This window comes from Providencia sp. JUb39, assembly GCF_012272845.1.
GTDB classification, from domain to species: domain Bacteria; phylum Pseudomonadota; class Gammaproteobacteria; order Enterobacterales; family Enterobacteriaceae; genus Providencia; species Providencia lanzhouensis.
In genome coordinates, this window is record NZ_JAAWXD020000001.1 from 2,322,628 (window position 1) to 2,335,477 (window position 12,850).

A 12,850-nucleotide genomic window follows, 5' to 3' on the forward strand; every position below is an offset into this window, starting at 1 on the left:
AGAATGCACCCTTTTACTTCATTGACCTTATGGTTCTGGTTTAGCGCTAGCACATTGATGCTACCGCTAGGCTGGGGGTTAGTTATCGTTGCTTTCGCTACCCTTGCCGCAGTCATCTTGCGCTCAGCGTCATTCCATCGCTGGAAATTTATCGCGGGAATAATGTTACCAATGGCGGTAGGACTTTGGCTAATCCACGGAGGGTGGCTAAGTGAATTATTAACAGGCTCACCGCCACAAGCCCTTCAGCAGCAAAAAGCCATGGCTTTATGGTTGCGTCTGCTCGCCATCATTAGTGCCTCTCAGTTATGGCTACAGTATGTTCCCACTGAACGGTTTATCCGAGCGCTATTTGCCAGTCGCCTCCCGGCCAGCTTTGCCTATGTGCTTGCGGGTCCACTTTTACTTGTTGAACAACTTCGTCAGCAGCTTGCCACGATTCGTGAAGCTCAGCTTGCCCGAGGCGTTCCCTTAGATGGCCATTTTTGGCAACGATTAACGACGTTACCCGCCCTATTGCTTCCCCTGGCGAGCCAAGCACTCAGTGAGCTGACTGTCCGCAGTGCAGCCCTTGATATGCGAGGTTTTCGCTACACTCGCCATCGCACCACATTGAATAAACCTGCGGATAGTCGCTTTCAATATGCATTGCGTCTTGGCTTATTAGCACTGATCGTGATTGAAGCAGGGGTGGCGCTATGTTGGTAAACATGATGGAAAATAGGGTGGTAAGTCTACAGCAACTAACATTTACGCCTCAAGACAGCGAGAAACCTATTCTGTCAGAGATTAACCTAGCCCTATCACACGGAAATTGGCATTGTGTGTTAGGCGGAAATGGCAGCGGAAAAACCACATTAGCCCAACTATTAGCGGGTTGGTTGCCTGATCAGCTAACCGGAAATATCACGGGTAATGGCATGATCCTTGCTCAACCATTAGGGGAGCAATCTTTAGTTGAACTCTCTATTGAGCGTCAACTCGTGCAACAATCTCCGCAATTACAACTCTCTGGCTGTACGTTTACCGTTGAGCAAGAAGTGGCTTTTGGCCCCGAAAATTTAGGGCTTCCGCCTGAAGAAATCGTTCAACGGGTTGAACAGGCTCTTGAGTTAACGTTCAGCCAAAACTTACGCACTCGTCACCCAGCAACACTCTCTGGCGGAGAAGCTCAGCGTGTTGTATTGGCGAGTGCTCTTGCTATGCAACCACGATTATTACTCTTGGATGAAGCCTTTAGCCGCTTAACTCCCGCAGCCACACATCGATTACTCACTCAGTTAAAAAATTACAGTGAACAAACCGGCTGTTGTGTAATTTTGTTCGAACGGCATTTACTGCCAGCTCTGCATTTTTGCGAAGATTTTTCGTTGCTGGAACAAGGCAGTATTACTGCTCAAGGGGATATTGACGCCATATTTTTCCCCGCACAGCAGACAATCAATATGCCCGATGCATGGCGTGTTATCGGGAAATTAATGGAACGTGGTAGTTGGCATTCCCCAGTGCCTCGCAATGAACACCAACTGATTCAAGGTATTGAGGCGTGTTATGCTGCAAATTAATCAATTAAGCTTTCAATACACCCCGAAAATCGCATATGCCATTGAGGCTCTCACACTGACAATTCACTCTGGGGAATGGGTGGCATTGGTGGGAGATAATGGCGCAGGCAAATCCACCTTATTGCGTTTAATGGCCGGTTTATTGCTGCCTTCACAAGGGGAAGTCGATTTTAATCAACAACCTCTCAGTAGATTGAAAGCAGCAAAACGCGCTCAGCAGATTGGGATTTTATTCCAAGAAGCTGAAAAACAGATTTTTCACAGCACGGTGAAAGATGAGATTATGTTTGGATTACGCCGCCAAAAATTATCCTCATCGGATATCGCTGAAAAATTAGAGCGAGCTTTAACACTCTGCCATTTAACAGATGTTGCGAATAAACACCCGCTTGATTTACATTCCGCTCAGCGGCGCATGGTCGCAGTGGCCTGTTTAACCGCTGTTCAGCCTAAATTACTGCTGTTAGATGAGCCAAGCCGTGATTTCGATACACAGTGGTTAGGGTATTTTGAGCAATGGCTCGATTATCAAAAACAATTGGGTGCTACGGTTGTCACGATCAGTCATGATTTGGATTTTGTGGCTCGCCATTTTCCTCGAGCACTGCATTTATCCCAAGGTCGCTTAGTGGCAGATGGTAATATTGAAACAGTATTACGCCACCCTGAATTACAGCCTGATTCTGTTTTACCTTCCCCTACTTTGCATTCTCTCAGCCATCAGCTAAATCTACCTATCGAAAACCAAGCTGAGCGTTGGGTTCAGCAATTTGTGGTACAGTCATGATTTGAAGGCAAAAAATAGCCTGCGGTTGGCAGGCTATCATTCTTCATATTAGTGAAGTTTTAGAGGCTTAATCGAGTTTAACGCCGATACGACGAGCGACTTCTTCATAAGCTTCAATCAAGCCACCAAGGCTTTGACGGAAACGGTCTTTGTCCATTTTGTTCAGGGTTTCTTTATCCCACAAACGGCTACCGTCTGGAGAGAATTCATCACCCAGCACAACTTCACCTTTAAATAGACCAAACTCAAGTTTGAAATCGACTAAGATAAGACCTGCGTCCGCAAAAATCTTGCTTAAAACATCGTTCGCTTTGTAGCTCAGTTCGCGCATTTTCGCTAAGTTTTCTTTGCTCACCCAACCAAACGTTTCGCAGTAAGACTCGTTCACCATTGGGTCATGCTTAGCGTCATCTTTCAGGAATAAGTCGAACAGAGGCGGGTTTAAAATCATCCCTTCTTCAACCCCAAGGCGCTTAACCAGAGAGCCTGCCGCACGGTTACGGATAACGCATTCAACCGGCACCATATCCAGTTTTTTAACCAATGCTTCAGTGTCAGATAATAAGGCTTCCATCTGTGTAGGAATGCCTGCTTCTTGCAACTTAGTCATGATGAAATGGTTAAATTTGTTATTAACCATTCCCTTACGGTCAAACTGTTCGATACGCTCGCCATCGAGTGCTGATGTATCATTACGGAACTCCAGAACTAATAAATCTGGATCCTCTGTGGTATAGACCGTTTTTGCCTTGCCACGATACAACTCAGCTTTCTTTTGCATCTTAAACACTCCAGGGATGTGATTACACTCAATAGAAATCAACCTGCACAGCAGATTCAGATAAGTAACAGTAGAATAGATCGCTAAAAATAGCGGGTTCATTGTTAATTTTCTGCTCTGATTCAGTCAGTTATCCCAAAAACACTGATACAGCGCTAACTAACTGATATTCAATATTTTATGATTAACTGCTAATTATGATAATAAAATTCTCTTGCATACGCAAACGATTACTTAGCTGCAAATACTGATTTTTTGTCCATTTGTTTCACTGAGAATTTTATGAAGGATAGATGTGCAGATGGGTAGTTAAAGTAATGGATGTTTGCTGATCACAATCAGTTTGTGGGTATATACGTCGATATCTCTACCCCAAAGTTGATTAATCCATTGCTCAAAAAATTCAGATTCAGTATGGATTTGCGTTAGTGGCCTGTCTTCGAGCGTGCCATCGGAAGCATAAATATAATAGCGTTGATAAAATGCCCAAGAAATCATGATTTCCCAGAAGCGTTGCCCATCACGAGTATGCTCTTCATCCGTTACCATGATGCTATGATTGTCGAGTAAATGAATGAAAAATATTCGAGGTAAATCGCCAATATTATTCCGATGTAGATGGGATATAGTGCGCCAAACTTTAATTTGCGTGCATGTGGTTTCACCAAAGACAATATCGGTACGCAGTTTCAATTCTTAGCAAATATATCGTTTCTGGCTCTTCTCCAGTAGTCACCATCCGATATTGGTTTTTCTTACATGATTTCATTAATCGGTATCCTTGAGGTACCACATAATTTGGTAAATCAAAAACAGTGGCCCCCTCCTCTAGAAAACTTCTTGTATGAGCAATATTATTTAATGAATTTAGTAAATTATCATTAAAGCTTGTCCCAGCAATTCTTCTTGGCATCGTTATATTATTCCTACTATCCATTGGTTTCGATGCGCTATTATCCATAACTTTTCTTTCACTGTTAGCCATTAGAGCCTGAAGTTTATCCGAAAAAAAACGCCATCCCATAGGACGGCGTTTTCACTTGATAGAACAAATAAGCTAGATATGTAAACTTATTTTTTAGTCGGTGCTTTACTGAAAGCGGCTTTCAGTGCGGCGACCATTTCATCATTCTGTTTCTGAGTTAATGGCACGCCTTTAGTGTTGATAAACTGTAGGCTACTACGGTTATTCAAGTCACCCACTTGGACTTTATAGTCATCTTCCGGTACCGATGGGTCATCAATACCCAGCGCTTGCCACTCAGAGCTGCTCAAGCCTTTGTAAGTCACCATGACGGAACCTGCTGAACGGCTACGGTCACCCACTTTCATACCAACGCTTTCTAATGCGTGAGGTAAACGCTCCCAAACTGCATCGTACGGCGCACGAACGATGACCACAGGTAAGCCAGTGTCATTGCTACCGGTTTGAACATCAATGATGCCATAGGCGCTTTGCAGGCTATTTTTGCTTGAGGTATCACGCAGGGTGTACAGAGCGTCGGTTAAATCGTTTAATAACAGTTTGTTAAAGCGTTGAATTTCCGCTGCATCTGTTACCGTTTCATCACCTTGGCGTAATCCTAGGTTAGTCACGGTTAATGCAATCATGCCATTTTCTGGCTGAACAGTGACTTTATGACGGCTCTCTAATGGGACGTTTTCGTCTGCACGATCCCATTTAATCCAGTCAGTTTCGATAGAGCGAGAACCATCGTTCTTCGTAGAGACTGGGATGCCACGCTGTTCTAAAATCATGGTCACTTGTGACCATAACGCATTATTTTCAGGAGTATTATCTAGCAACAAACGGCTGGCTTCTGCGCTGTTTTCAGTGCGTGAACCGGCTAATTGTGAAATCGTCAGTACTGGTGGGCGAATATCTAACGCTTTCCCAACCGCCCCTGTTGAGGTGGTTTTAGGAATGTCATATTCACCATTAGGTGCTGGTAAAGTGATCCCCTGTGGCGCATTCAGCACTTTCAATGGCGTAGCATTAAGATATTCCTCATCACCACTAACCTGACGTTTATAGCGCTGATCGCTGGAGCAGGCTGCCAGTAACACGACAAGTGACAGGCCAGCAACCTTCATAACCTTCGATTTTTGCAATAATGTTGCCATTAAAATTCCCTAAATTTTACAGTAAACCCGCGAGTTTCAAGGCATCTTCAACCTTTTGCTGTCCAGATACAGTTAACGGTGTCATTGGTAACCGTAAAGTATCATCCGCAATAAGACCTAAACGATGACAAGCCCATTTCGCAGGGATTGGATTCGGCTCAACAAATAACTGATGATGAAGTCCCATCAGCTGTTTATTCAATTCACGGGCCTCAGTATATTTGCCCGCAAGCGCTAAGTCACACATTTTTACCATCTGCGCAGCCGCGACGTTGGACGTGACCGAAATGACGCCCTTTCCACCGAGTTGCATAAAATCAAGTGCGGTCGCATCATCGCCAGAAAGTAGAACAAAATGGTCATCAACCAACTCTTTGATTTGATGAACCCGTGCTAAGTTCCCTGTGGCTTCTTTAATTGCCACAATATTCGCCAATTTCGCCAAGCGGCCCACAGTTTCAGGTAATAAATCACATCCAGTGCGCGATGGTACATTATAGAGAACTTGTGGCAAGCTGGTGTTTTCTGAAATAGCTTTAAAATGCTGATATAAACCTTCTTGTGACGGTCTATTATAATAAGGTGTTACTGTTAGGCACGCAACTACACCACTGTTTTCAAACTCATTTGTTAGTGAAATTGCTTCTGCGGTTGCATTTGCGCCTGTTCCCGCAATAATTGGGATACGTCCATCAGCTAACTCAAGCGTCGCTTTCACTACATCAACATGCTCTTTATGGTTTAATGTTGCTGATTCCCCCGTTGTTCCCACTGACACAATCGCAGAGGTTTTATTTGCGACATGGTAATCCACCAGCTGTTTCAAGCTTTTTCTATCAACGTTACCCGCCGAATCCATTGGTGTGATCACAGCAACAATACTGCCTTGTAAAAAGTCTTTGTAGTTTACGTTTTGATTAGCCATCGCAATTGCCCCCTAAATAGTGAGTTCCCATGTTACGTTTTCATTTCACAGAAGAAAACCACCCAAACGCAAGATTTTAATGAATTTTGTTAATGCCGATGACATTAACTTAAATAGAAGTAATAATTCAGCCATATTTGTCGCAAGAGTGAATCGCCCCACTTGGCAGATTCACAATTTTATGGTTTCCTTACCAGCATCCTGAGTCAATATCATTGACCTAAATTTAGTCAAAATAAGGAAGATACTTTGCCTAAGACTGAACCGCAATTTCTTGTTATTACTGCGCTGGGAACAGATCGTCCGGGCATTGTGAATACAATTACACGCCTTGTCAGTGAATGTGATTGTAATATTGAGGATAGTCGACTCGCCATGTTTGGCGAGGAATTTACTTTTATAATGATGTTATCCGGCAGTTGGAATGCTATCACGCTTCTAGAGGCGATTTTACCGACTAAAGGGGCAGAGTTAGATTTGCTGATTGTTATGAAACGCACGCATAGCGTACAAAAAACCTACTATCCGTCTACTGTAACTGTGAATGTGATGGTGGACGATGCGCCGCGTATTATTGAACAGTTTACCAATTTGTTTACCACTCAACAGTGCAACATCGCAGAATTAATTTCTAAAACACAGCCTGCAAATGATACACAACCGGCTCAATTGGAAATTCAAATTACAGCCCATGACCCACTGGATGATAATGGCATAATTATAAAGAATAAATTTCAACAACTATGTACAATGCTAAATGCCAAAGGCAACATCAGTATTGTTAACAACCCCAAAATGCAGAGTTAACGGAGATATATGTAATGAACCCATTGAAAGCCGGTGATAAGGCACCTCAATTTAGCCTTCCTGACCAAGATGGTGAAATCATCAATCTTTCTGATTTCCAGGGTCAACGCGTATTAGTTTACTTTTATCCTAAAGCGATGACACCAGGCTGTACAGTTCAAGCATGTGGACTGCGTGATGAGATGGATACACTAAAAGCAAAAGGTGTCGAAGTTTTAGGTATTAGTACAGACAAACCAGAAAAATTGGCTCGTTTCGCTGAAAAAGAGTTATTAAACTTCACACTGTTATCCGATGAAGATCATCAAATTTGTGAACAATTTGGTGTGTGGGGTGAAAAACAATTTATGGGTAAAACTTATGACGGTATCCACCGCATCAGTTTCCTTGTCGATGCAAATGGTACCATCGAGCATGTATTTGACGATTTTAAAACCAGTAACCACCATGAAATCGTATTAGCGTACATCAATGCTAACGCCTAATACTGATACATAGTGACTAAAACCTAATCACTAAAAAGGGTTGCTTATTTAGCAACCCTTTTTTCTTATTGGCTCTTTTAGCCTTCTGTTTTTTCTATTGTTTCACTATCACTCAAATCTTGTGGCCACGCGTTAATCACCGCTTTGATTAAAGTTGCGAGCGGGATAGCAAAAAATACGCCCCAGAATCCCCATAAACCACCAAAAATAACCACTGACAAAATAATCACTAATGGATGTAAATTCACCGCCTCAGAATACAACAGTGGCACAACGATGTTACTGTCTAGCCCTTGGATCACCAGATAAACAATAAACAGTGACCAGAACTCCGTGCCAATGCCCCATTGGAATAGTGCGACTAAAACCACCGGAATGGTGGCTGCCACTGCACCGATGTACGGGATCAAAACAGAAACGCCAACCAATACCGATAACAGCACTGAGTAACGCAAATCAAAATAGGCAAAACCAATATAGGTACAGACGCCAACAATCACCATTTCCGTGACTTTACCACGTAAATAGTTGGTAATTTGTTGATTCATTTCCAACCAGACTTTACTCACTAACTGGCGATTTTTCGGGAGAAGTTTAACAAAGCTTTTGGTGATCTTTTCTTTATCTTTTAGTAAGAAAAACATCATTAACGGCACTAAAACCAGATAGACGGCTAACGTAAAAATACCAATTAATGAAGCGACTGACGCTTTCACCACAGACTCCGCAACAACTGACAACCTACTGCGCACATTATCTGCCATCATATCAATGATACCAGCATCAACCAGTGCAGGATATTGCTCCGGTAATCGACGAGCAAACTCGCTAAAGCGATTGACCATGTTAGGTAAATCCGCCACGAGGTTGATCCCTTGTTGCCACGCTGTTGGAGCAATAATTAAGATCACCATGGCACTTATTCCAGCAAACAAGGTCAAAATGATGCTAACCGCTAAAACGCGGGATAAACCAAGTCGTTGGAGTAAATGTGTTGGCCATTCAAGTAAATATGCTAAGACAATTGCGACTAATAATGGAGCCAGTATACTGCTGAAGAAAAAGATGACCAGAAAGCCAATAACCAGCAAACTAAACAAGGCAACTGCTTGCGGGTCAGCAAAGCGCCGACGGTACCATTGCAAAAACATTTCTAACATTCATTGGCTCCTGGGAATGTAAAACAAAGACAGTTCCTAAATTAAAGAAAATTATACCGAATAACAGATTTTACGATAGCTTTTGCTATCATATCTCCCAATTAATTCGTATTTTCTGTAGGTAATAAGTGAAGATATGCACTATGACTAAAAAATTGAAATATCCACTGCTCGCTATCCTGATGTCCGCACTTATCCATGGTGCTGTATTACCTGCCTATAGTGCTGTTGAAGATACCCTACCCGATATCGGTACAACCGCGGGAGGAACTCTCAGTATTAACCAAGAAATCATTATGGGTGATGCCATCACTCGTCAAATTCGAGGAAGTACACCCCTCATTTATGACCCATTACTAACCCAGTACGTGAATAAGCTGGGGCAACGTTTAGTGACGAATGCAGATTCTGTCAAAACGCCATTTAAATTTTACCTAGTCAATAACCCGAATATTAACGCTTACGCCTATTTTGGCGGCAACGTGGTTCTTCACTCTGCACTATTTCGTTATAGCCAAAATGAGAGCCAGCTTGCTTCCGTTATGGCGCACGAAATCTCTCACGTGACTCAGCGCCATCTGGCGCGAATGATGGAAGACCAGAAAGCCACAACACCGTTAGCTATCGCGGGGACTATCGGTTCTCTATTACTGGTGATGGCGAACCCGCAAGCCGGTTTTGCCGCATTAACGGGAACATTCGCGGGAATGCAGCAAGGAATGATCAGCTTTACACAAGCCAATGAGCAAGAAGCCGACCGCATTGGTCTGCAAACATTGCGCCGTTCTGGGTTTGACCCTCATGCCATGGCTGACTTTATGCAAATCATGTCTGACCAGACCCGCTATATGTCTAAACCACCAGAAATTTTGCTGACTCACCCCTTACCAGACAGCCGTTTAGCCGATGCCCGTAACCGTTCAAACCAATATCCGAAAGTCCATGCCCCATCTTCATTAGACTTTATGTTGGCACGCGTTCGTATTTTGTCTATGTACAGCCCTGCGGATCAACGCAATGCGCTGGACCAAATCATCGAAAACTACAGTAAAGGTAATGCTCAAGAGCAAATGGCAGCGAAGTACGGTAAAGCATTATTGTTATCTCAAGATAAAAAATACAGCGAAGCGGGCGTTATTATTTCTGAATTGTTAGCCAAACAGCCGGATAACCCATGGTTTATCGACTCCATGACCGATATCGATATTGAGCAAAAACAAGTCGGTAAAGCGGTCGCACGTTTGCAAGATGCCTTGAAAAAATCACCAAAAAATACGGTATTTATTGTCAACCTTGCGAATGCGTATGTCAGCAATGGACAGTATAAAGATGCCACTAATTTATTGAATAAATACACGTTTGATTACCCAGACGACCCAATTGGCTGGGATCTGCTTGCCGAAGCCTCCGCAAAACTTGGGGATCGTAATGCGGAACTGGCGGCGTATGCCGAAGGTATGGCACTGCGCGGCAACTATGACACTGCCATCAATTATTTAAGCGAAGCGAGCCGTAAAAGCCGTTTAGGCAGTTATGAACAACAACGTTTTGATGCGCGAATCGATGAACTCACTCGATTAAAAGAGCGCGATAGCAACGCAAAACCGTAAGGAATAAAGATAATGACGGATTCAATTAAAATTTATCACAACCCTCGCTGCTCCAAGAGCCGTGAAACACTGGCTTTATTGCAAGAAAAAGGCATCACGCCGACGGTGGTTGAATATTTAACGACGCCACCTTCAGTACCTGAGATTGAAAAATTGCTGAAGATGCTTGGATTTGCCGATGCGCGCCAATTAATGCGCACCAAAGAAGATATCTATAAAGAATTGAAATTAGCGGATAACGCCGTAACTCAAGCGCAGCTTATTCAAGCCATGCATGATAATCCAAAGTTAATTGAGCGCCCGATTGTGGTAAAAGGTAAAAAAGCCAAGTTGGGTCGACCACCAGAGCAAGTGCTGGAAATTTTATAAGCCGGCTATTTGGCAGACAATAAATTGGCAGTCGATGGGCTGCCAATCTTTTATAATTTGAGAATGTCTTTAACGAAAGGAATAGTCATTTTACGCTGAGCGACAATCGAGGCGTGATCAAGCTTATTTAAGATATCGAATAAAGTGCCCATCTTTCTGTCTAACCGTTTTAATACAAACCGACAAACATCTTCAGGCAATTCAAATCCACGAATACTGGCACGTAATTGCAGCGCACAAATTTTGTCTTCATCACTTAAAGGGTGCAGTTTATAAATTTGCCCCCAATCGAGGCGAGAGGCTAAATCCGGTAACTTCAAGTCAATCTGGCGCGGTGGGCGATCCCCGGTGATCAGTAAGCACGTTCGACCAATTTCTAAAATGCGGTTATACAAATTAAACATGGCCATTTCCCACTCTTCATCTCCTGCGATACATTGAATATTATCAATACAGACCAGAGAAAGATGTTCCATACCTTCAAGCACATCAGGTACAAAGTAAGCGCGTTTATCCAGCGGCACATACCCCACAGCAACACCTTGCTCAGACAACTCAGCACATGCCGCATGCAGTAAATGACTCTTACCGCCCCCTTCTCTTGACCAGTAATAAATATAACTACCATGAGGCTGATTAATCGCCGTTTTGAGCGCAGAGAGTAATCCCTCATTTTCCCCAGCATAGAAACTCGCAAAGGTTTCATCATCAGGAAGAGAAAGTGGTAATGAGAGTTGAGATGGTGTATTCAGAAGCGCCTCTGATTGTGCAGTTCAATTAACGCCATTGAGTTTATCATAAATAACAAGAAGAGATGAACAGCCTGGCGGTTAATTGCCGGAGCTTTAGCCACTCCGGCAATCTATTTTAGTTAATCGTGACTTATTTTTTATTTTCGTCTAAGACTTTCACTTCAGAAGTCACAAACTGTTTTTCTGGACGAACAAAGGTAATAAAGCGGAATAACAGTGCCATCAGAATACCAACGATAGTCGCCAACGCCATTCCTTTCAGTTCAGCTTGACCAATGTGGATCACTGCGCCACTCACACCGATGATTAAAATTACTGAAGTTAAAATCAGATTTTGTGGTTTGTTATAATCCACTTTCGAATCAATCAGAACGCGAATACCCGAAGCACCGATTACGCCGTACAGTAACAGTGAAACACCGCCCATGACGGGTACTGGCACTAATTGAATCGCAGCCGCTAATTTGCCCACGCAAGAGAGTAAGATAGCGATAATTGCCGCACCACCGATGACCCACGTACTGTAGACCTTAGTAATCGCCATTACGCCAATGTTTTCACCGTATGTCGTATTTGGTGTCGAGCCAAAGAAACCCGATAACACAGTAGAGAAACCGTTTGCGAACATAGAACGATGTAAGCCAGGGTTTTTCATTAAGTCGCGCTCAACAATATTCGCGGTCACCACTAAGTGCCCAACGTGTTCCGCAATGACCACTAACGCCGCAGGCAGGATGGTTAGAATCGCAAACCACTCAAAACGCGGAGTATAGAAAGTCGGAATGGCAAACCATGGCGCTTCGATAACCGGTGTAAAGTCAACAATCCCCATAAAGTAGGAAAGTGCGTAACCTGAGAGGAAGCCAATTAAGATTGGGATAATCGATAAAAATCCACGGAAAACCACGGCACACAAGATAGTGACCGACAATGTGGTGATCGAGATAATTAAGGTGTTTGAATCAACCGCGGCGCCTTCTTTAGGTAATAAGCCCGCCATACCCGCTGCCGTTTGCGCTAGTTCCAGACCGATAACCGCGACAATCGCCCCCATCGCTGCGGGTGGGAACATCACGTTGATCCAGCCTCGCCCTGCCACTTTGACAATCAATGCCACGATACAGAACAGCACCCCGCAGATAATAAATCCGCCAAGCGCTAACTCATACCCAAGAGGCAGTAAAATTAATACCGGAGAAATAAAGGCGAAGCTCGAGCCTAAATAAGCCGGAATTTTGCCCTTGCAGATAAATAAATACAGCAGCGTACCGATCCCGTTGAATAATAAAATCGTTGCCGGGTTCACGCCAAACAAAATAGGAACAATAACCGTTGCCCCAAACATGGCAAACAAATGTTGAAAGCTTAATGGAATGGTTTGTAGTAGTGGTGGTCTTTCTTCAACACTTATCGTGCGGCGTGTCATGCTCGTCATCCTCTTATGCGTCGTGAATATTCTTTTTTTTATCAAAAAAAAGCCGACTC

Annotated in this window: 14 protein-coding genes; 7 read left to right on the forward strand and 7 right to left on the reverse strand. The window is 43.4% G+C overall.

The genetic code is table 11. The features are described from left to right. Positions 1 to 3 precede the first annotated feature (3 nt). Genes HFU86_RS10700 through HFU86_RS10710 form a run of 3 tightly spaced genes read left to right on the forward strand, consistent with a single transcriptional unit; the run spans position 4 to position 2,352 of the window. Positions 4 to 708 carry an energy-coupling factor transporter transmembrane component T gene (locus HFU86_RS10700; protein ID WP_165906936.1) on the forward strand — a complete coding sequence of 235 codons (705 nt, stop codon included), beginning with the start codon at positions 4 to 6 and terminating at the stop codon, positions 706 to 708. After that, positions 699 to 1,565: an energy-coupling factor ABC transporter ATP-binding protein gene (locus HFU86_RS10705; RefSeq protein ID WP_255425971.1), complete on the forward strand. Its 867-nt coding sequence runs from the start codon at positions 699 to 701 to the stop codon at positions 1,563 to 1,565. Before HFU86_RS10700 ends, HFU86_RS10705 begins: the two co-directional genes overlap by 10 nt. Then, positions 1,552 to 2,352, forward strand: a complete 801-nt coding sequence (locus HFU86_RS10710) for an energy-coupling factor ABC transporter ATP-binding protein (protein WP_187129246.1) — start codon at positions 1,552 to 1,554, stop codon at positions 2,350 to 2,352. Before HFU86_RS10705 ends, HFU86_RS10710 begins: the two co-directional genes overlap by 14 nt. A 67-nt stretch (positions 2,353 to 2,419) precedes the next feature. On the opposite strand, the gene purC is transcribed toward HFU86_RS10710, so the two are convergent. The 4 genes from purC to dapA form a co-directional block, all read right to left on the reverse strand. Further along, complete coding sequence (purC, locus tag HFU86_RS10715) at positions 2,420 to 3,133, reverse strand: phosphoribosylaminoimidazolesuccinocarboxamide synthase (protein WP_036953240.1); 714 nt, start codon at positions 3,131 to 3,133, stop codon at positions 2,420 to 2,422. A 309-nt stretch (positions 3,134 to 3,442) separates the two neighbouring features. Further along, positions 3,443 to 3,826: a hypothetical protein gene (locus tag HFU86_RS19770; protein ID WP_255425972.1), complete on the reverse strand. Its 384-nt coding sequence runs from the start codon at positions 3,824 to 3,826 to the stop codon at positions 3,443 to 3,445. Positions 3,827 to 4,204: 378 nt separating this feature from the next. Continuing rightward, complete coding sequence (gene bamC, locus HFU86_RS10725; RefSeq protein ID WP_187129247.1) at positions 4,205 to 5,257, reverse strand: outer membrane protein assembly factor BamC; 1,053 nt, start codon at positions 5,255 to 5,257, stop codon at positions 4,205 to 4,207. A 16-nt stretch (positions 5,258 to 5,273) separates the two neighbouring features. Further along, positions 5,274 to 6,182, reverse strand: coding sequence for a 4-hydroxy-tetrahydrodipicolinate synthase (gene dapA / locus HFU86_RS10730; protein WP_051422710.1), 909 nt, complete (start codon positions 6,180 to 6,182; stop codon positions 5,274 to 5,276). A 249-nt stretch (positions 6,183 to 6,431) separates the two neighbouring features. On the opposite strand from dapA, the gene HFU86_RS10735 reads away from it, so the two are divergent. Next, positions 6,432 to 6,989, forward strand: a complete 558-nt coding sequence (locus HFU86_RS10735; RefSeq protein WP_036953236.1) for a glycine cleavage system transcriptional repressor — start codon at positions 6,432 to 6,434, stop codon at positions 6,987 to 6,989. Positions 6,990 to 7,003: 14 nt separating this feature from the next. Continuing rightward, entirely contained in the window at positions 7,004 to 7,474 is a 471-nt protein-coding gene (gene bcp, locus HFU86_RS10740; RefSeq protein ID WP_036953234.1) for a thioredoxin-dependent thiol peroxidase, read from the forward strand. 77 nt (positions 7,475 to 7,551) lie between these two features. Here the strand turns inward: bcp and HFU86_RS10745 are convergent, their stop codons facing one another. Beyond that, a complete protein-coding gene (locus HFU86_RS10745) occupies positions 7,552 to 8,634 on the reverse strand; it encodes an AI-2E family transporter (RefSeq protein ID WP_108478038.1) in 1,083 nt (360 codons plus the stop codon). 143 nt (positions 8,635 to 8,777) lie between these two features. Here HFU86_RS10745 and HFU86_RS10750 point away from each other — a divergent pair, with 143 nt between their 5' ends. Both HFU86_RS10750 and arsC read left to right on the forward strand, forming a co-directional pair. Then, positions 8,778 to 10,244, forward strand: a complete 1,467-nt coding sequence (locus HFU86_RS10750; protein ID WP_036953230.1) for a beta-barrel assembly-enhancing protease — start codon at positions 8,778 to 8,780, stop codon at positions 10,242 to 10,244. A gap of 12 nt (positions 10,245 to 10,256) precedes the next feature. Then, positions 10,257 to 10,613, forward strand: coding sequence for an arsenate reductase (glutaredoxin) (gene arsC, locus HFU86_RS10755; RefSeq protein ID WP_132496059.1), 357 nt, complete (start codon positions 10,257 to 10,259; stop codon positions 10,611 to 10,613). 50 nt (positions 10,614 to 10,663) lie between these two features. On the opposite strand, the gene hda is transcribed toward arsC, so the two are convergent. Together hda and uraA are read right to left on the reverse strand one after the other, a co-directional pair. Beyond that, complete coding sequence (hda, locus tag HFU86_RS10760; RefSeq protein WP_187129846.1) at positions 10,664 to 11,365, reverse strand: DnaA inactivator Hda; 702 nt, start codon at positions 11,363 to 11,365, stop codon at positions 10,664 to 10,666. Between the two features lie 130 nt (positions 11,366 to 11,495). Further along, positions 11,496 to 12,791 carry a uracil permease gene (gene uraA / locus HFU86_RS10765; protein ID WP_036953224.1) on the reverse strand — a complete coding sequence of 432 codons (1,296 nt, stop codon included), beginning with the start codon at positions 12,789 to 12,791 and terminating at the stop codon, positions 11,496 to 11,498. Between the last annotated feature and the right edge of the window lie 59 nt (positions 12,792 to 12,850).

Bases quoted from the DNA above. Each gene is read 5' to 3' on its own strand.
- dapA (WP_051422710.1), bottom strand. From the start codon at position 6,182: ATGGCTAATCAAAACGTAAACTACAAAGACTTTTTACAAGGCAGTATT.
- HFU86_RS10750 (WP_036953230.1), top strand. From the start codon at position 8,778: ATGACTAAAAAATTGAAATATCCACTGCTCGCTATCCTGATGTCCGCA.
- HFU86_RS10745 (WP_108478038.1), bottom strand. From the start codon at position 8,634: ATGTTAGAAATGTTTTTGCAATGGTACCGTCGGCGCTTTGCTGACCCG.
- HFU86_RS10700 (WP_165906936.1), top strand. From the start codon at position 4: ATGCACCCTTTTACTTCATTGACCTTATGGTTCTGGTTTAGCGCTAGC.
- arsC (WP_132496059.1), top strand. From the start codon at position 10,257: ATGACGGATTCAATTAAAATTTATCACAACCCTCGCTGCTCCAAGAGC.
- bcp (WP_036953234.1), top strand. From the start codon at position 7,004: ATGAACCCATTGAAAGCCGGTGATAAGGCACCTCAATTTAGCCTTCCT.
- uraA (WP_036953224.1), bottom strand. From the start codon at position 12,791: ATGACACGCCGCACGATAAGTGTTGAAGAAAGACCACCACTACTACAA.
- HFU86_RS10710 (WP_187129246.1), top strand. From the start codon at position 1,552: ATGCTGCAAATTAATCAATTAAGCTTTCAATACACCCCGAAAATCGCA.
- HFU86_RS10705 (WP_255425971.1), top strand. From the start codon at position 699: ATGTTGGTAAACATGATGGAAAATAGGGTGGTAAGTCTACAGCAACTA.
- purC (WP_036953240.1), bottom strand. From the start codon at position 3,133: ATGCAAAAGAAAGCTGAGTTGTATCGTGGCAAGGCAAAAACGGTCTAT.
- bamC (WP_187129247.1), bottom strand. From the start codon at position 5,257: ATGGCAACATTATTGCAAAAATCGAAGGTTATGAAGGTTGCTGGCCTG.